Annotated in this window: 12 protein-coding genes; 9 read left to right on the top strand and 3 right to left on the bottom strand. The window is 64.6% G+C overall.

What is annotated here, in order from left to right; translation table 11 throughout:
* Positions 1-121 precede the first annotated feature (121 nt).
* Together J6497_RS08360 and J6497_RS08355 are read right to left on the bottom strand one after the other, a co-directional pair.
* Positions 122-889 (bottom strand): DsbA family protein, encoded by a 768-nt coding sequence (locus J6497_RS08360; protein WP_225703783.1) that lies wholly within the window; start codon positions 887-889, stop codon positions 122-124.
* Between the two features lie 72 nt (positions 890-961).
* Positions 962-2365, bottom strand: coding sequence for a M48 family metalloprotease (locus J6497_RS08355; RefSeq protein ID WP_225703782.1), 1404 nt, complete (start codon positions 2363-2365; stop codon positions 962-964).
* A 135-nt stretch (positions 2366-2500) separates the two neighbouring features.
* Between J6497_RS08355 and J6497_RS08350 the strand changes: the two genes are divergently transcribed.
* From J6497_RS08350 to J6497_RS08320, 7 genes are all read left to right on the top strand, one after another.
* Entirely contained in the window at positions 2501-3688 is a 1188-nt protein-coding gene (locus J6497_RS08350; RefSeq protein WP_376708180.1) for a pyridoxal phosphate-dependent aminotransferase, read from the top strand.
* Positions 3689-3782: 94 nt separating this feature from the next.
* Positions 3783-4340 (top strand): biotin transporter BioY, encoded by a 558-nt coding sequence (locus J6497_RS08345; RefSeq protein WP_249793456.1) that lies wholly within the window; start codon positions 3783-3785, stop codon positions 4338-4340.
* Positions 4341-4449: 109 nt separating this feature from the next.
* Entirely contained in the window at positions 4450-5778 is a 1329-nt protein-coding gene (gene dctA, locus J6497_RS08340) for a C4-dicarboxylate transporter DctA (RefSeq protein WP_225703781.1), read from the top strand.
* A 370-nt stretch (positions 5779-6148) separates the two neighbouring features.
* Positions 6149-7186 carry a 2-keto-3-deoxygluconate permease gene (locus tag J6497_RS08335; RefSeq protein WP_225703780.1) on the top strand — a complete coding sequence of 346 codons (1038 nt, stop codon included), beginning with the start codon at positions 6149-6151 and terminating at the stop codon, positions 7184-7186.
* Between the two features lie 2 nt (positions 7187-7188).
* Positions 7189-8496 (top strand): four-carbon acid sugar kinase family protein, encoded by a 1308-nt coding sequence (locus J6497_RS08330; RefSeq protein WP_225703779.1) that lies wholly within the window; start codon positions 7189-7191, stop codon positions 8494-8496.
* A complete protein-coding gene (pdxA, locus tag J6497_RS08325) occupies positions 8493-9491 on the top strand; it encodes a 4-hydroxythreonine-4-phosphate dehydrogenase PdxA (RefSeq protein WP_225703778.1) in 999 nt (332 codons plus the stop codon). Before J6497_RS08330 ends, pdxA begins: the two co-directional genes overlap by 4 nt.
* Positions 9492-9645: 154 nt before the next feature.
* Positions 9646-10413, top strand: a complete 768-nt coding sequence (locus J6497_RS08320) for a DeoR/GlpR family DNA-binding transcription regulator (protein WP_225703777.1) — start codon at positions 9646-9648, stop codon at positions 10411-10413.
* A 195-nt stretch (positions 10414-10608) separates the two neighbouring features.
* On the opposite strand, the gene J6497_RS08315 is transcribed toward J6497_RS08320, so the two are convergent.
* Positions 10609-13776 (bottom strand): Rne/Rng family ribonuclease, encoded by a 3168-nt coding sequence (locus J6497_RS08315; protein WP_225703776.1) that lies wholly within the window; start codon positions 13774-13776, stop codon positions 10609-10611.
* 758 nt (positions 13777-14534) lie between these two features.
* Here J6497_RS08315 and J6497_RS08310 point away from each other — a divergent pair.
* Both J6497_RS08310 and J6497_RS08305 read left to right on the top strand, forming a co-directional pair.
* Entirely contained in the window at positions 14535-15815 is a 1281-nt protein-coding gene (locus J6497_RS08310; RefSeq protein ID WP_225703775.1) for an N-acetylmuramoyl-L-alanine amidase, read from the top strand.
* Between the two features lie 225 nt (positions 15816-16040).
* The gene (locus J6497_RS08305) at positions 16041-18527 is read left to right on the top strand and encodes a penicillin-binding protein 1A (RefSeq protein WP_225703774.1); all 2487 of its coding nucleotides are present in this window, start codon (positions 16041-16043) and stop codon (positions 18525-18527) included.
* The last annotated feature ends 72 nt before the right edge of the window (positions 18528-18599 follow it).

Raw genomic sequence — 18599 nt, 5'->3', positions numbered from 1 at the left:
TTGTGAATGCGCGATGAATGCAAGCGTGGAGTATCGTTCAAACAACGTGGAGTATCGCTGAAACGAAAAAGGCCGGCTACGGAGCCGGCCTTTGCGCATCCGATATTGTCTCGCGGTTATGTCAGCACGTCGCCTTGCCGCAGCGGGCGATGCCGATCTTCTCCTTCAGATTGTCCAGCCCGACCGCGCCGATCACGACCTGCTTGCCGATCACGTAGCTCGGCGTGCCGTTCATGCCCATCGCTTCGGCGAGCTTGAAGTTCTCCTCGATGGTCGCCTTCGCCTCGGGGCTCGCCATGTCCTTCTCGAGCCTCGCCATGTCGAGGCCGACTTCCTTGGCGACCGCCATCGCACGCGCCTTGTCGGCGGCGCCGCGGCCGCCAAGCAGCTTCTGGTGGAAGTCGAGATATTTCTTTCCCGTCGGATCCTGCATGCGCACGGCGACGGCGACTTGCGCGGCTTCCACCGAGCCCTGGCTCAGCACCGGAAATTCCTTCAGCACCACCTTCAGCTTGGGATCGGTCTTCATGAGGTCGAGCATGTCGGCCATCGCGCGTTTGCAGTAGCCGCAATTGTAGTCGAAGAATTCCACGAAGGTGACGTCGCCGTCCTTGTTGCCGAGCGTCACGCCGCGCGGCGAGTTGAAGATCACGTCAGCATTCTTCTCGATGCCGGCCTGGTGCTTCTCGGCTTCGGCCACGGCCTGGCGCTTGGCGAGCTCGGTCATCGCCTCCTCGAGCACCTCGGGATGCGTGACCAGGTAATTGCGCACGATGCTTTCGATGTCGCTGCGTTGCGTATCGGAGAAGCCTTGGGCGGATGCGGGCGGCGAGATGCCTGCGAGCGCCGCGGCGAGTAGGGCAGGAGCGAGAAAGCGGAGCGGGCGCATGAGCAAATCCTTGTGCGGCTTTTTCGGTTCGGGGCCGGTTTGGCAATCGTTGTAGACGATTTACGTTGATGGCTAGTTGTTTTTCTGACCCGGCAGCGGCCGGGCGCTCACAATATCGTCAGCCTTGACCCAACCGGGGGTTCCGATCGGAAAGCGCGTCTTGGCACGCGAGGCCAGTTCGCGCGCGGTCTTGCTGTCGCCGCGCAGGTAGGCGGCCTGGGCGGAAGCGAGGTCCGCCTGCGCGTAGTCGCCCCTGCGGCCATAGGCCATGGCGAGTTGGGTGTAGCCGATCGGCGCCTCGCCTTCGCGCGCCACCGCTGCGCGCAGGATGCTGATGGCTTCATCGGTGTAGGCGTTGTTGTTGGTCGCAACCAGCGCCTGGCCGAGCAGCATCTCGATCAAGGGCGCGTTGCCCGAAAGCTGCACTGCCCGGCGCAACGGCGCGATCGCCTCCGCCGGCCTGCCACCTTCGAGCAGCGCCTGGCCGCGCAATTCGTAGAAATAGGCATTGTTGGGCTGCGCCTGGATCAGGCCGTCGATCTGCGCCAGTGCGCTGCGGAGATCGCCGTGCAGATAAGTCGAGATCGCGCGCGCATAGCGGGCGGGCAGACTGCTGTTGGAGGCAGGATAGCGGCGATAGACGGTCTCCGGCCGCTCCATGAAGGCGGAGATCTTGGCGCGCACCATGTCGTGGCGCAATTGCAGCGCCGGATCGTCCTTCTTGTCCCAATAGGAGCTGGAGCGCGCGATCTCCGCCAATGCTGCGACACGATCGGCTGGCATCGGGTGCGACATCAGGTAGGGATCGGCGCCGCGTGCCGCGAACAGGCTCTCGTCGGTGAAGCGCTTGAAGGTGTCGTACATGCCCTTGGCGGACTGGCCGGTCGCGCTCAGGAATTTCACGCCGGCGCGGTCGGCGTTTTCTTCCTGCTGGCGCTGATAGGACAGCAGCGTTCGGCGGATCACCTCCTGCGGGGCGGATACCGCTGCAGCGCCTGCATTCGCAAGACCGTTATTGCTGCCGCCGCGCACGCCCGCGACCATCGCGCCGGCGCCGAGCAGCATGGCGATGATCATCTGGGTCTGCGCGTGCGCCAGTTGCTCGCGGAGCTTTGCGAGATGGCCGCCGGCAAGATGCCCCGTTTCGTGCGCGAGCACGCCGATGATCTGGTTCGGCGTTTCCGACTGCAGGATCGCGCCGTAATTGACGAAGATGCGGCGGCCGTCGGCAACGAAAGCGTTGAAGCTGCTGTCGTTGATGATGACCATCTGGATGTTCTGCTTCTCTAGTCCCGCGGCGCGCAGGATCGGTCTCGTATAGTCGCGCAGCAATTGCTCGGCCTCGGTGTCGCGCAGGATCGGCGGACCCTTGTTCTGCTGCGCGAGCGCCATCGTCGGCGCGACCGCGAGGGCAATTGCGGTGGCGAGCGCGGTCAATTTCAGGGTCTTCTTGCGCAGCGCGAGACGGAGCAGCATGGAGCGGTCTTGGCGATTGGCGGCGGGCCACGGACAATATATGCCCTAACAAACCGCCGAATGCGGCCAGTCTGGGGCGCAACCGGCCATTTCGGAACTCGAAACCGGCGACGCCGGCCCAAATAGCAGATATCCATGCGCGAAGCGACATTTGGAGATCACGTGAATCATCTTTTGACCGCCTCGGGACGGAGCGAAGTTCCGCCCTTCATGGTGATGGACGTGATGGCAGCAGCCGCGCGAATCGAAGCGGCTGGCGGGCATGTGATCCACATGGAGGTCGGACAGCCGGCGGCGCCGGCGCCGAACGCAGCGATCGCAGCCGCCCATGCAGCGCTCGATGATGGACGCATCGACTATACCTCCGCGCTCGGCATTCCCTCGCTGCGCGCGCGCGTCGCGCGGCATTATCGCGAGACGTATGGATGCGATGTCGATGCCGAGCGCATCGTGGTCACGACGGGCTCCTCGGGCGGTTTCATCCTGGCGTTTCTCGCAATGTTCGAGCCCGGCGATCGGGTAGCGGTCACAGTGCCCGGCTATCCGCCTTACCGCCATATCCTCACCGCGCTCGGCTGCGAGCCGGTGCTGATCGAGACGACGAACGAAACGCGGCACGCGCTGACCGGCGCGGCGTTGCTCGACGCGCATCGCAAGGCGCCGCTCAAGGGCGTCCTGGTGGGGAGTCCTGCCAATCCCACGGGCACGATGATGTCGCGCGATGCTCTCGCAAGCCTGATGAGGGCGGCCGAAAGCGCCGGCATTCGCTTCATCTCGGATGAGATCTATCACGGGCTCGACTACGCGTTTCTGGCGGTGACGGCAGCCGAATTGTCCCCGCGCGCGCTCGTGATCAATTCGTTCTCAAAGTATTTCTGCATGACCGGTTGGCGGGTCGGCTGGATGGTCGTGCCCGAGCCGCTGGTGCGCCCGATCGAGCGCCTGCAGCAGAACCTCTCGATCTCGGTGCCGACGCTGTCGCAGATCGCAGCCGAAGCCGCCTTCGATGGCCGCGAGGAGATGGAAGCGATCAAGCGCGGTTATCAAGAGAATCGGCGCATCCTGATAGAGGGGCTGCCCAGCGCGGGGCTGACCAAGTTCCTGCCCGCCGATGGCGCATTTTACCTCTATGCCGACGTATCGGATTTTACGGCCGACAGTTTCGAATTTGCGCGTCAGATGCTGGAAAAGGCCCATGTCGCGGCGACGCCGGGCGTCGATTTCGATCCGATTCACGGTCGCGCCTTCATCCGTTTTTCCTATGCACGGTCCCCAGAGGAGATGCAGGAAGCGGTTGCGCGGATCGCTGGTTGGCTTAAATAGCGCGCCAGTTTGTCGCAGCTTCCCGGAGTAGGCCTTGTCAGTCAGATCGGTATCGGAGTCCGCCGCCGCCAGGCATTTTCCTCTTGCTTCGGTGCTGTGGCCGACCCGATCGGGTGAATTCTCCGCGCTATGGCGCGGGACCATCCTGGTGTTCCTGGGCACAGCGCTGCTGGCGCTGTCGGCCAAGGTCAATCTGCCGCTGCCCTATGTGCCGATGACGCTGCAGACGCTGGTGGTGCTGATGATCGGCGCCGCCTACGGCTCATGGCTCGGAGCTGCGACCATGATCACCTACCTGGCGGAAGGCGCGATCGGCTTTCCGGTGTTTGCCGGACCTGTCGGCGGTCTCGCACCGCTGATCGGCCCGACCGCCGGCTATCTGTTTGGGTTCGTGGCGGCGGCGTTCGTCACCGGCTGGCTCGCCGAGCGCGGCTGGGACCGCAGCGTCGTCCGGCTGTTTGCAGCCATGGCGCTCGGTCACATCATCATCCTCGCGGCCGGTTTTAGCTGGCTGGCCTTCGGCGTCGGCCTGGGCGCCGAGAAGGCGTGGCTGTTCGGCATCTTGCCGTTCATCGCGGGCACGCTCGTCAAGACCGCGCTCGGGGCCGCGCTGCTGCCGGCTGCGCGGCGGCTCGCCGATCGCCGCACCTGAGAGAGCCTCTGGGCGAGGCCCATCACCGGCCAATCTGATTTTTCGAGATGGTCATCCCCGGACAGCCCGGCGGACCGGCCTTGCGCATCTTCGAGTAGGAGTGAGAGTCATGGCAACGATTGCGATGAGCGGGCCGGCCGAGGTCAGCACGTCAAAACCCTGGTACCGCATCCTCTATGTCCAGGTGCTGATCGCGATCGTGCTCGGCGCCGTGGTCGGTTGGCTGTGGCCGAGCCTTGCGACCAACGACTGGATCAAGGCGCTCGGCGACGGCTTCATCAAGCTGATCAAGATGGTGATCGCTCCGATCATCTTCTGCACGGTGGTCTCGGGCATCTCGCATATCCAGGACGCCAGCAAGGTCGGCCGGGTCGGCGTCAAGGCGCTGGTCTATTTCGAGATCGTCTCCACCTTCGCGCTGATCCTCGGCCTGATCGTGGGCAATCTGTTCCAGATCGGTCATGGGCTCGCCGCCAAGCCGGACGCGGCGGCGGTCGCGAACTACGTCAAGCAGGCGCAAACGCAGAAGAGCGTCGATTTCGTCCTCAACGTCATCCCCGACAGTGTGTTCGGCGCGTTCGCCCGCGGCGACATCCTGCAGGTGCTGCTGTTCGCGATCCTCTTTGGCTTCGCGCTGATGGCGATGGGCGAGCGCGGCGCTCGCTTGCGCGATGTTATCGACGATTCCGCACATGCGGTATTCGGCGTGATCAGCATCGTGATGAAAGCGGCGCCCGTCGGTGCATTCGGCGCAATGGCCTTCACCATCGGCAAGTTCGGTCCCGCAGCGCTCGGCAACCTGATCGGCCTGATCGGGCTGTTCTACGGCACCGCCGCGCTGTTCGTGGTCCTCGTGCTCGGCCTGATCGCGCGGGCAATGGGCTTCAGCATCTTCAAGTTCATCGCCTATATCAAGGATGAGCTGTTGATCGTGCTTGGCACCAGTTCGTCCGAGAGCGCGCTGCCGCAATTGATGGAGAAGCTGGAGCGGCTCGGCTGCTCCAAGCCCGTGGTCGGACTGGTGGTGCCGACCGGCTACTCCTTCAACCTCGACGGCACCAACATCTACATGACTCTGGCGACGCTGTTCATCGCGCAGGCGCTTGGCGTCGATCTCACCTTCGGCCAGCAACTGACCATTCTGGTCGTGGCGATGCTGACCTCGAAAGGGGCGAGCGGTGTCACTGGGGCGGGCTTCATCACGCTCGCGGCGACGCTGACTGTGGTCAATCCGGCGCTGGTGCCGGGCATGGCCATCGTATTCTCGATCGACAAGTTCATGAGCGAGGTGCGTGCGCTGACCAACATCACCGGCAACGGCATGGCCGCGGTGTTCGTCTCATGGTGGGAGGGCGAACTCGACTACGAGAAGCTGCACGCCAACCTGAACAAGGAGATAGATCCCTCCGACGTCGAGACGGCGATCACCACGGGCTGACCTGCCAGCGAGCTTTTCGCCGCGGCAAACGAAACGATAACGGGGCGCACCATTTTCGTGGTGGGCCCGTTCCGCATGGAGCAAATCGTTCTGAAGGAAGCTGGCTAGGACTGGCGGTAGACGGCCGCCCGAAGGTCAGGCCCGCCGGACACTCCGTCCAGGATCACAACCGGCGGCGTGATTTCGGATTTCCGGGGTGGGCCGGGCCGAACTTGTACGAGCCCTCAACCGTTGCTTTCGCCTGCGCGTAATGCGCAAAGAATCTTGAATATTGCGTGATGCGAGCATATATCGCGGGAAGTTTGTTCGTTTCTTTGGCAGAAACGCGCAAAATGATCGGATGGGCGCCATGCGCGGGAGGAAATCAGAAATGCAGGTTCCAATTAAGCGGACGATCGAGAAGGTGCCTGGCGGGATGATGGTGGTCCCGCTGTTGGTTGGGGCGCTTATTGCGACCTTCTTTCCCGATACTCCGAAGTTCTTTGGCTCGTTTACCGGCGCACTGTTCTCTGGCGCATTGACGATTCTCGCCGTGTTTTACGTTTGCATGGGCGCGAGCATCGACTTCCGCGCGACCCCTTACATTGTGAAAAAGGGCGGCACGCTGCTGATCGTGAAGGTTAGCGTTGCCGTCGTCCTCGGCCTGATCTTCGGCCGCATTTTGGGAGAAGCGCCGGTCGGAGCTGGCATGTTCGCGGGTGTCTCGACTCTCGCGATCGTTGCCGCCATGAACGACACCAATGGCGGTCTCTATATGGCGTTGATGGGCCAATATGGACGTCCGCGTGACGTCGGCGCCTATACCGTCATGTCGCTGGAGAGCGGTCCGTTCCTCACCATGATCACCTTGGGCGTCGCCGGCCTCTCGGCATTTCCATGGCAGACCCTCGTGGGCGCTATCTTACCTCTGGTGGTGGGCATGATCATCGGCAACCTCGATCGCGAGATGCGCGACTTCCTGGGCCGCGCGGTGCCTGTGATGATCCCGTTCTTCGCCTTCGCGCTCGGCGCCGGCCTCGATCTGTCGAAGGTCTGGCACGCTGGTCTGCTCGGCCTCGGCATGGGAGTGGGCGTGGTGGTTGTGACCGGCATCCCGCTGTTCCTCGCCGATCGCATCACTGGCGGGAATGGTGTCGCGGGTATTGCGGCAGCCTCGACGGCTGGTAATGCGGCGGCCGTCCCGGCGATTGTCGCCGCGGCCAATCCGGCCTATGCGGACGCGGCGCGACCTGCGACCATCCTCGTCGCGGCGTGCGTTGTGGTCACCGCAATCCTCGTGCCGATCTTCACCGCCTGGACGGCCCGCGTTGTTGGTCGCGACGTCGAGGAGCGTGCAGAAGAGAACGTGGCTTCTGCCGGCAAGATGACCCCCACGGCGCGCTCGGTTGTCACTGAGGCAGGTCACTGAAGATGGCCCCTAAAGCGTTTTCTAGCGAAGTGGATACCGGTTCGCGTCAAGAAAACGCGTCAAGCCAAAGCTGGCTGATCGTCGCTGACGATCTCACTGGTGCCGCGGACTGTGCGATCGCCTTCGGCAGAAGGGGGCGTGCGGCCGCGGTGACGTGGGGTGAGGTGACCGACGCGTCAGGTTACCAGCTACCCGTCCTGGCCTACGATGCAGCGAGTCGAGGCCTTTCGGCCGGAGCCGCTGCAGCCCGCCATGCCGATGTGCTGGGGCGCCTGTGCGAACCCGGACGTATTCTTTTCAAGAAAATTGACTCGACGCTGCGGGGCCAACCTGCAGCGGAGACTGCCGCCGCGCTTGCGCATCTCAAGTCACGATCGGGTCCGGCCTTCGGCGTGTTCGCGCCGGCCTTTCCGGCCACCGGCCGCACCACCATCGACGGGCGCATCCTGGTCAAAGGCCGTCCCCTCGAGGAGGCCGAGGTCTGGCGGCGCGACCACACCTATCCGAATGCCGATCTTATCGACGTTCTCGCGACCGCGGGCATTCGCGGTGAGAAGGTCAAGCTCGCTGCCGTGCGCGGTGGCGATCTCAAAGCCACGTTCGCGAGGCTCGCCGGGGAGGGCGATGTGGTCGCGGCCTGCGACGCCGCGACCGAACACGATCTGCATTTGATCGCGGAGGCGAGCCTGCATGCATCGCCCGCAACCTTCTTCATCGGCAGCGCCGGCCTCGCGCACGCGCTGGCCGGCCTCGAAGTCAGCCATGCCGTCGAGCCGCTACGCATTCCGACGAGCGCATCCGGCACCCTGATCGTGGTGGGCTCGCTTGCGGGCGCGTCTCGCGCCGCTGCGCGCAAGCTGGAGGCGACCGGTACCGTGGCGCATTTCCCGATCGCGCCGGAGACGCTGCTCAACGATGGCGCCGGCCGGGCGACGCTCGCCGTGGACGTGATGAAACGACTTGCCGATGGCCGCGATGCGCTGGTTGAGATCATGATGGATGATTACCCCGACATGTCGCTCGGCCCGCGGCTCGCCAAGGGACTCGCCGACGCTCTGGAGGCCGTCGCACCCGCGATCGGCGCCTTTGCTGCGACCGGCGGCGAAACCGCGGCGGCGATGCTGTCGCGCTTCGGCGTCAACGGCATCCGTCTTGCCGACGAAATCGAGCCGGGCGTATCGCTCGGCCTCACCCTTGGCCGATTGTCCGTTCCGATCGCCACCAAAGCGGGCGCGTTCGGTGACGAGCACAGCCTCATCCGCATCAGCGAGCGCCTCCGCGCCGTCCGAACCAGAGGAAGTTTCATATGACTCGTCCGACCATTGCGATCACTATGGGAGATCCGGCCGGTATCGGGCCCGAGGTGATCATGAAGGCGCTGGCGCAACCGGAGGTGCAGGCGATCTGCAATGCGCTGGTTATCGGCGACGCCAACCGTCTGCGCAAGGCCGGTCAAATCGTCGGCGTGTCGCTTAAGGTCGATGCGTTGAGCGACGCGAAGGAGGCGAATTTTGCGTCGAAGACCGTGCAGTGCGTTGACCTGAAGCTGGTGCCGGACGATCTGCCGTTCGGCAAGGTTTCGGCGACGGCAGGTGAGGCGGCCTATCGCTATATCGAGAAAGCCGTGCAGGTGGTGCAGGCAGGGCTCGCTCAGGGCATCTGCACCGCGCCGCTCTCCAAGGAAGCGCTGCATGCGGCCGGCCACAAATATCCCGGCCATACCGAGCTGTTGGCGCATCTGACCGGCACGCAGGAAGTGTCGATGATGCTGGTGTCGCCGAAACTCCGCGTCATTCACGTGACCACGCATATCGGCCTGCTCGATGCGATCGAGAAAATCGAGCCCGGCCTCGTCGAACGTGTCATCGCACGCGGACATGACGTGCTGGTGCGCGCCGGCATCGCCAATCCGAAGATCGGCGTCTGCGCCATCAATCCGCATGCCGGCGAGAACGGGTTGTTCGGTCGCGGCGAGGAAGCCGCGAAGATCACGCCGGCCGTGGAAGCCTGTCAGCACAAGGGCTGGCACGTGCGCGGCCCTCTGCCCGCCGACACGCTGTTCTTCCTGGCCGGCCGCGGCGACTACGACATGGTGGTCGCGATGTATCACGATCAGGGCCATGGACCCATCAAGGTGCTGGGGCTGGAAGCCGGTGTGAACATCACTGTCGGCCTGCCGGTGATCCGCACCTCGGTCGATCACGGGACCGCCTTCGACATCGCGGGCAAGGGCATCGCCGACGAGCGCAGCCTGATCGAGGCGCTGCGGCAGGCGGTCGATCTCGCGCCGAAGAAGGCGGCTTGAGACGCCCGCTACGCGGGCTCCACCGGATGAAGAGCTAGATGCGGGTCGAGCGCTGATATTGCGCGGCCGATGCATCGTGGTATCCATCGACCGTGCCGCGAAGCCGACACGGTCGAGCTCGGCTGAAGGCAATGAATCCGGGGGCTGAGGTTCGATGTCGATGCGCAGCAAGGAGCGTCAGGCTCGTCTTTTGGAAGCACTGAACGCGGGAGAGATCGATGTCGACGATCTCGCGCGGCGCTTCGACGTTTCCGCCTCCACCGTGCGGCGCGACTTGCAGCATCTCTCCAAGAACAATGCCGTGCGCCGCACCTATGGCGGCGCCATTCTCAGCGCCCACGCGAACGAGACGACGCTCGAGCAGCGCCTTGCGGTCCGGGGCGAACAGAAGCAGGCGATCGCGCGCGCGGCGATCGATCTGATCGAGGACGGCGATACGCTGATTCTCGATGCCGGCTCGACGGTCGCAGCCTTTGGCCGACTGCTGCAGCAGCGGCGGCTGCGCATCATCACCAACAATCTCGCGCTGCTGCCGTTCCTCGCCAAGGCTCCGACCATCGAGCTTGTGGTGCTGGGCGGCGCGCTGCGCACCACCAGCATGAGCACCATGGGGCCGCTCGCCAATGAGGCGCTGCGCCGCATGACCGCGGACCGTGCCGTCATGAGCGCCGACGGCGTGGTGAATGACCGGGGCCTGTGCGAAGCGGATCTCGAGCAGGTCGCACTGAAGTCGCTGATGATGCAGCAGTCGAAAGAAGTCATCGTTCTCGCCGACGCCAGCAAGCTCGGCCGCGCCGAACAGATGGCCTGGGCGCCGCTGCCGCCGCGCTGGACTCTGGTGACTGATGCCGGCGCATCTGAGGAGCAGTGCAAGCGTCTCGCCGATGCGGGAGCGCGCTTGATCGTTGCTGGCGTTCGCTGAGCCGGCATCGCAATTTTCCGCATGATCGGAGAAAAATGCCGAGGCGGAGTTGCAGTTGAACGAATCGCCATATCTAGATCATGATCCGATTGGAATCGGATCATGATCTCATCTCTTTGCTTGTGTATGATCTCCGCGCAAACGCTTCGCGTTTGTCGCGAGGGAAAACCGGTTTCCACTTTTCCGGATCATGCTCTAGCCGCCGCCACCAAAGCGGCGCGACCACCAGCCGGCCTTGCGGGGCGCCGGGGCCTCGGTCGCTGCTGCAGGCGCAGGTTCCGCGATGGCCGCAGGCGCAGGTTCGGCGAGCGGCGTGGGAGCGGGTTCTGCCGACGGAGTAGGCTCCGGCGCGCTCTGCAGCACTAGAGGCGGCTCGGCCGGTTGGTGGGACGCAAAGCTCACCTTCTCGCGTACCGTCGAGCGGCGACGTGCGGCGCGATCGTTCTCCGGCGCGGCCTCCTCGGGCGCGGCGACGGTCACGGGCTCCGGCTGCGAAGGCTCCTGCGGCTGCGGGCTTTCGACTGGCTGCAACTCCGCCTGCTCTGCCTCCGGCTCGGGCTGAAGCAGGGTCGGGGCCTGCTCGGGCGAGCCACCGTCGAAATCAGCGACGGCCTCCGTTGCTTCCGGCTCCGGGCGCGGGCCGAGCTCATCGGCAATCGAGGCGGCAAGACCCTCATCTGCACCGTGACCGCTGCTACGGCGCCGGCGTCCGCCGCGACGTCCACGCCGACGCGGACGGCGTTCGCCGCTCTGGCCTTCGCCATGTGCGAAAGCCGACTGCTCTTCGCTCTCGTCCTCGTCGGTCTCGACTTCCTCGGCGATGCCGTCGGCGGTCTCGGGCGCAAGCGGCAGAGCCTCGCCATCCTCGCGCGGCATACCACCCTCGTGGGCTTCGCCGCCACCAGCGCGGCCGCGACGTCGCCGACGCCGCCGGCGGCGCGGACCGTCGGCGTCGGTGCCGGCCTCTTCGCCCGTCCCCGTTTCGTCGCTCAGGCCTTCCGTCTCTTCGGTCTCGATCTCCGCCTCGATGTCGAACGGCTCCTGGTCGTCATATGACTCTTCGATCTGAGGCGGCGCGGACGCGGCCTGCGCCGCGAGCAGCGCCTTGGCGGCTTCCAGCGTGTGCACCTGCTCACCGCGGTCGATGATGTAGGACTGCTGACCGCTCACGGTCGCATCTGCCGCCACCGAGATCTGGACCTTGAAGGCGATTTCGAGATCGCGCAGATGGCCGCGCTTGTGGTTGAGGACATAGAGCGCGACGTCGGTGCGGGTGCGCACCACGAGATTGTGGGTTGCGCCCTTCATCAGGATTTCCTCGATGCCGCGCAGGAGCTGCAGCGCCACCGACGAGACCGAGCGGACATGACCAGAGCCGCCGCAATGCGGGCAGGGCTCGGTCGAGCTCTCGAGCACGCTGGCGCGGATGCGCTGGCGCGACATCTCGAGCAGGCCGAAATGGGAGATGCGCCCGACCTGGATGCGCGCGCGATCCTGCCGCAAACAGTCGGAGAGCTTGCGCTCGACCGCGCGGTTGTTGCGCTTCTCGTCCATGTCGATGAAGTCGATGACGATCAGGCCTGCGAGGTCGCGCAGGCGCAGCTGCCGCGCGACTTCCTCCGCCGCCTCGAGATTGGTCTTGAGCGCAGTGTCCTCGATGTGATGCTCGCGCGTGGCGCGGCCGGAGTTGACGTCGATCGAGACCAGCGCCTCGGTCTGGTTGATGACGATGTAGCCGCCGGAGCGCAACTGCACGGTCGGGGAGAACATCGCATCGAGCTGGCTCTCGACGCCCATGCGCGAGAACAAAGGCTGGCCGTCGCGGTACTGCTTCACCGCGCGCACGTTTTCCGGCATCAGCATCTTCATGAAGTCGCGCGCTTCGCGGTAGCCGGGCTCACCGGCAACCATGATCTCGTCGATCTCCTTGTTGTAGAGGTCGCGCAGCGAGCGCTTGATCAGCGAGCCTTCCTCGTAGACGAGGGTAGGGGCCTGCGACTTCAGGGTCAGGTCACGCACGGTTTCCCACATGCGGATCAGATATTCGAAGTCGCGCTTGATCTCCTGCTTCGACCGCGAGGCGCCGGCGGTACGCAGGATGATGCCCATGCCCTCGGGCACATCGAGGTCCTGCACCACTTCCTTGAGACGCGAGCGGTCCTGGGCCGAGGTGATCTTGCGGCTGATGCCGCCGCCGCGCGCGGTGTTCGGCATCAGCACCGCATAGCGGCCGGCGAGCGAGAGATACGTCGTCAGCGCCGCACCCTTGTTGCCGCGCTCTTCCTTGACGACCTGCACCAGCATTACCTGCCGGCGCTTGATGACTTCCTGGATCTTGTACTGGCGGCGCGGACGGAAGGGGCGCTCGGGCACCTCCTCGAGCACGTCGTCGCCGCCGACGGATTCGACGACTTCCTCTTCTTCGCCGTCCTCGCCTTCCTCGTCGTCCTCATCGTCATGCGCTTCGTCGCCGAACGGCTCGGCGCCATGCTCGTCGTGCGGCGCAGCCTCCGCTACAAGTTCCGCGGGGGCATGCTCGTCGGATGCCGGATGCTCCTCGCCAGGTTCCGCGGCGTGTTGCGCATCATCGGCGTGGGCGGCGTTTTCCTCGACCTGCTCCTCTCGGGCGCGCTCGGGCTCCTGGTTAACCTCGATGTCGGCCGCGACATCGGGAGCGTCGACGGCGACCGATGCCTCGACAGCGGCGACAACCGGATCGGGCTGCGCTTCCGTTGCCGCGGTTTCGCTCAGCACAGGGGTATGATCATTGTCGTTATGAGCATGTTCGTGCCTGCCGGGCTCGTGCCCATCATGATCGTGCTCGTCGGCATGCTCGTGATCGTCAGCATGCTCGCAGGCTTCGTGCTCATGATGCTCATGCGCATTGGCTTCGAGGTCGTGCTGCTCGGCCTCTGCGTGAAGCGCACGACCCTCATCGGCTTGTGCATCGAGCGGCTCGGCACCCTCCACAACCTCGCTCTGCACGCGCTCGCCATGGCCGCGACGGCGGGCATTGCGGTGGCGGGAGCGGCGGCGGTGAGGCCGGCTTTCACTCTCCTCCTCGGCCTCGCGATGGGCGCGCTCTTCGGCCTCGATCAGCGCCTGACGGTCAGCGACCGGGATCTGGTAATAGTCTGGATGGATTTCGCTGAAGGCAAGGAAGCCATGGCGGTTGCCGCCATATTCGATGAAGGCCGCCTGCAGCGACGGCTCTACGCGCGTCACCTTGGCGAGGTAGATATTGCCGCGCAGTTGCTTGCGTTGGGCAGTCTCGAAATCAAATTCTTCGACGCGATGGCCGCGGACCACGACGACCCGGGTCTCTTCCGGGTGGGTGGCATCGATCAACATCTTGTTGGGCATTTTGGAGCTCTTGAGGGCGGCGGGCGCGTAGCATGGCGCGCGCAAATTGCGCGGCCCGATGACGCGACGGTCCACCTGATTCGGGGGTGAGGGGAAGGCCAAAACGCAAATCGGGGCGCCGTGGGAAGCCCGTTCCCGCCGGAACAACGCGGCGTGCGGAGCTTTCGCCTCGCGTGGTCGCGATTGTCTGGGGGGTGTTGGTCGGCAACACAGTCTGGCGCATCAAGCGGTTGGCCCGTCTGAACATATTTGGGCGGCAAAGAATACCGCCGCATCCTTCGCTGAAGGCCCGGCGCGGCGCGAACGCGCTCGCCGGCCAATTGCATATCGGACCCCTTATTTGACCATGATCTTTTCAGAAACCGGTATCCCGTTTCCGGATCATGCTCTGGGGCCGAATATAATCGGCTTTGCCGTGTCTCAAACCGCCCCTTGCCACACAGAGTGTGCCTGGGACCGGACGCCGCTCGGGCTCGCACCGCCACTCCATGTCAGCCGCGCGCGGCGCTGGCTGGGGAGGGACCGGGAAAACACGCTGGCTCCTTCGAGCTCGAAGGTTCCGGCGCTGCCGGGAGGCTGAACGCGACACAACCGGGAGTATTAGCCGTCAGCACCCCGTACATACGTGGATTGGTCGTCTCACGCAAGGGAGCGTCACGGCGCGGCAACACTCGAACCATTTCGCCAGGGCGGTATTAGGGTCTCGTTAACCCTGTGGCTCTAATGCGGTATGACGACGGCTCGGAGGGTGCCGAATCGTGGCGGACCGCGCAAATCGATGGGTTTTGCTGGGGTGCGGGCTGGTCTGCGCCGCAGCGTTGGTGTGCGGCTGGGTGGTTGTTCCTAGCACGGCTGAAGAAACGTCTCCAACCCATTCTGCAAGCACCGATTTTCCTATTGTCTCCGACGCTCGCCTGGCTGGGGACGCCAAGCAGGCTCGATTCATCGTCGACCTCGACAAGAAGATCGAGTTCCGTGCCTTTACACTCGCCGATCCCTACCGGGTGGTGGTGGATATTCCTCAGGTGACGTTTCAGCTTCCCGGCGGAACCGGCAATACCGGGCGTGGGCTGGTGAAGGCATTCCGCTACGGACTGGTAATGCCGGGCGGTTCGCGAATCGTCTTCGACCTGACAGGGCCCGCTAAGATCACCAATTCCTACGTGCTCGACGCAGCCAACGGGCAGCCGCCGCGCCTGGTCCTGGAACTGGAGCAGGTCGACCGCAGCGCGTTCACTCAGCAGCTCGCGGCGGAAGACCGGCCGGAGCTCAAGCCGACCATTGCGGACGCCAAGGCGGCGACGCCGGCTGAAAAACCGGGCGAGCCGCCGGATTCGCGGCCCGTGATCGTGATCGATCCCGGCCATGGCGGCATTGACAACGGCACTCAGTCGAACGGCGAGCTGGAAAAGAACCTCGTGCTCGGATTCGGGCTCGCGTTGCGCGACCGGATCGAGAAGTCGGGCAAATACCAGGTTGTCATGACCCGCACCGACGACACCTTCATTCCCCTGAATGAACGGGTCAAAATCGCCCGCAGCCAGTCGGCGGCGCTGTTCGTCTCGATCCACGCCGATGCGCTGCCACGCCGGGAAGGCGACGCCCGGGGCGCGACCATCTACACGCTGTCGGACAAGGCCTCCGACGCTGAAGCGGAGCGGCTGGCGGAAGCCGAGAACAAGGCGGACGCCATCGCCGGGGTGGACCTGTCCGATGAGCCGACCGAGGTCGCCGATATCCTGATCGACCTCGCCCGCCGCGAGACCAAGACATTTTCCAACCGTTTTGCGCGGCTGCTGGTGTCCGAGATGAAGACGACGGCGCGGATGCACAAGCACCCGCTGAAATCGGCTGGCTTTCGGGTCTTGAAGGCACCCGACGTGCCCTCGGTCCTGATCGAACTCGGCTATGTCTCCAACAAGGGCGACCTGGAACACCTGGTATCGGAGGACTGGCGCAACAAGGCCGTCGGATCGATGCTGCAGGCTATTGACGCCTTTTTTGCCAAGCGACTCGCAACCGCCGTACCAGACAAGTAACGGTGCCGAGAAAAGGCACTGCTCGGAACCGGGAGGCCCTAGTTTGGCCACAGCGGCAACGGTATAGGAAATCGGCTGAGGGCCTCGCGGAATCAGCCGATTTCGTCCGCGACGCGCCGTATTGTTCGCCTCAAGCACCGGCAGGCTGTTAGGGCCGGGCGCATTCGCAACGAGGAACTGCCGCCGACCGGTTCGGCGCAATAGGGTTGGAACGGAACTTCGATAATGCGCTTGCTGGTGCGGTTCATGGGTTTTTTGTTCGCCGCCGGGACCGTCGTGTTCCTGGTTGGCGTAGCCGGCGTCGCGGGCGCGATCTGGCATTTCTCCAAGGATCTGCCCGACTATTCGCAGCTCCAGGACTATGAGCCGCCGGTGATGACGCGCGTACATGCGTCCGACGGCTCGCTGCTCGGCGAATATTCAAAGGAGCGACGGCTCTATCTGCCGATCCAGGCAGTGCCCAAGCTCGTCATCAATGCGTTCCTCGCGGCCGAAGACAAGAATTTCTACGAGCACGGCGGCATCGACTTCCAGGGCATGGCGCGCGCTGCGATGCTCTACGCGCAGAACTATGGCTCGGGTCGCCGGCCGCAGGGTGCCTCGACGATCACCCAGCAGGTCGCCAAGAACTTCCTGCTCACCAACGAGGTCTCGTTCTCGCGCAAGATCAAGGAAGCGCTGCTCGCGATGCGCATCGAGCGCGCCTATTCCAAGGACCGTATCCTCGAACTCTATTTGAACGAGATCTATCTCGGCCTTGGCGCCTATGGCGTCGCCGCCGCCTCGCTGGTCTATTTCGACAAGTCGGTGAATGAACTGACCGTCGCCGAAGCCGCCTATCTCGCCGCGCTGCCGAAGGCGCCGGCGGCGCTGCACCCGGTCCGCAACCGCGACCGCGCGATCGACCGCCGCAACTATGTGATCGACCGCCTGCTCGAAAATGGCTGGATCAAGCAAGCCGACGCCGACAAGGCGCGTAAGGAGCCGCTGATCGTCACCAACCGCAGCAACGGCGCGCACACCTTTGCCGGCGAGTATTTTGCGGAGGAAGTCCGCCGCGACATCTTCGAACGCTATGGCGAGAAGAAGCTTTACGAGGGCGGCTTGTCGGTGCGCACCACGCTCGATCCGAAGATCCAGGTGATGGCGCGCAAGACCATGGCTGCCGGCCTCGTCCACTACGATGAAGCTCAGGGCTGGCGCGGCCCGATCACCAAGCTCGATGTGTCCGGCGATTGGGGCGTCAAGCTCGCCGACGTCAAATCGCTCTCCGACATCTCGCCATGGCGGATGGCAGTGGTGCTTGAGACGAGCGAGCAGTCGGCGCGAATAGGATTCCAGCCTGGCCGCGAACTCGGCGGCGGCGTCAGCAAGCAACGGGAGACCGGCATCATTGCCCTCGACGGCGTGCGCTGGGCCAAGGCGGCTTCCGGGTCGGCGCGCGGCCGGACGCCGACGGCGGTTTCGCACGTGCTCTCGCCCGGCGACGTCATCTATGCTGATCCCCTTGTGACCAAGGACGGCACGGCGGTGGAGGGCCAGTACCGGCTGCGGCAGTTGCCGGAGATCTCCGGCGCCATGGTCGCGATGGATCCGTGGACCGGCCGTGTGCTGGCCATGGTCGGCGGCTTCTCGTTCGACCAGAGCCAGTTCAACCGCGCCACCCAAGCCTATCGGCAGCCGGGATCGTCGTTCAAGCCGCTCGTCTATTCGACGGCGCTGGATAATGGCTACACGCCGTCCACAGTGGTGGTCGACGCGCCCATCGAAATCGATCAGGGGCAGGGGGCGGGCGTCTGGCGTCCGGAGAACTATTCGACCGGCAAGTATTATGGTCCGACCACGCTGCGCAACGCGCTGGCGCGCTCGCTGAACACCGTCACGGTGCGGCTGGCGCAGGACATCGGCATGCCCCTGATCGGCGAATACGCCAAGCGCTTCGGGGTCTATGACGAGCTGCCGAACTATCTCTCCTACGCGCTCGGCGCCGGCGAGACCACGGTGATGCGGATGGTCACGGCCTATTCGATGTTCGCTAATGGCGGCCGCCGCGTGAAGCCGACGCTGATCGACCGCATCCAGGACCGTTACGGTCACACCATCTACAGGCATGACCAGCGCGAATGCCGCGGCTGTGACGCGCCCGGAGGCTGGAAGAACCAGCCCGAGCCGCAGCTCGTTGATCGCCGCGAGCAGGTGCTCGATCCAATGACGGCCTACCAGATCACCTCGATGATGGAAGGCGTGGTCCAATACGGAACCGCCACGGCGGTGAAGGACGTGGGCAAGCCGATTGCCGGCAAGACCGGCACGACCAACGACGAGAAGGACGTCTGGTTCATCGGCTTCTCGCCGGATCTCGTGGTCGGCGTCTATCTGGGCTACGACAAGCCGCGTAATCTCGGTCGCAAAGCCACCGGTGGCGCGTTGGCCGCGCCGGTCGCGCGCGATTTCCTGAAGCTTGCGCTGGCGGAGAAGCCGGCGACGCCGTTCAAGATCCCGGCCGGCATCAAGCTCGTCCGCGTCGATTCCAAGAGCGGCATGCGCGCCGGTCCAGGCGACGGTGGACGCACCATCCTGGAAGCGTTCAAGCCGGGCACGGCGCCGCCGGATAATTACTCCGCCATCGGCGTTGCTGACGCTGAAGGACGGATGGCGCCTGCCGCCGCGCCCGATCCCGGTACCATCATGCGTCCCGGCGGGCTATGGTAGCGGGCTGAAGTTCCGGATCATCAACGGGTAAAGAAGTCGCGGCGGATTGCGCTTCTGCGCTTCGGCCGCTAC

The organism is Bradyrhizobium cenepequi (assembly GCF_020329485.1).
Lineage (GTDB): Bacteria > Pseudomonadota > Alphaproteobacteria > Rhizobiales > Xanthobacteraceae > Bradyrhizobium > Bradyrhizobium cenepequi.
This window is presented reverse-complemented; position numbering and strand designations above follow the sequence as displayed.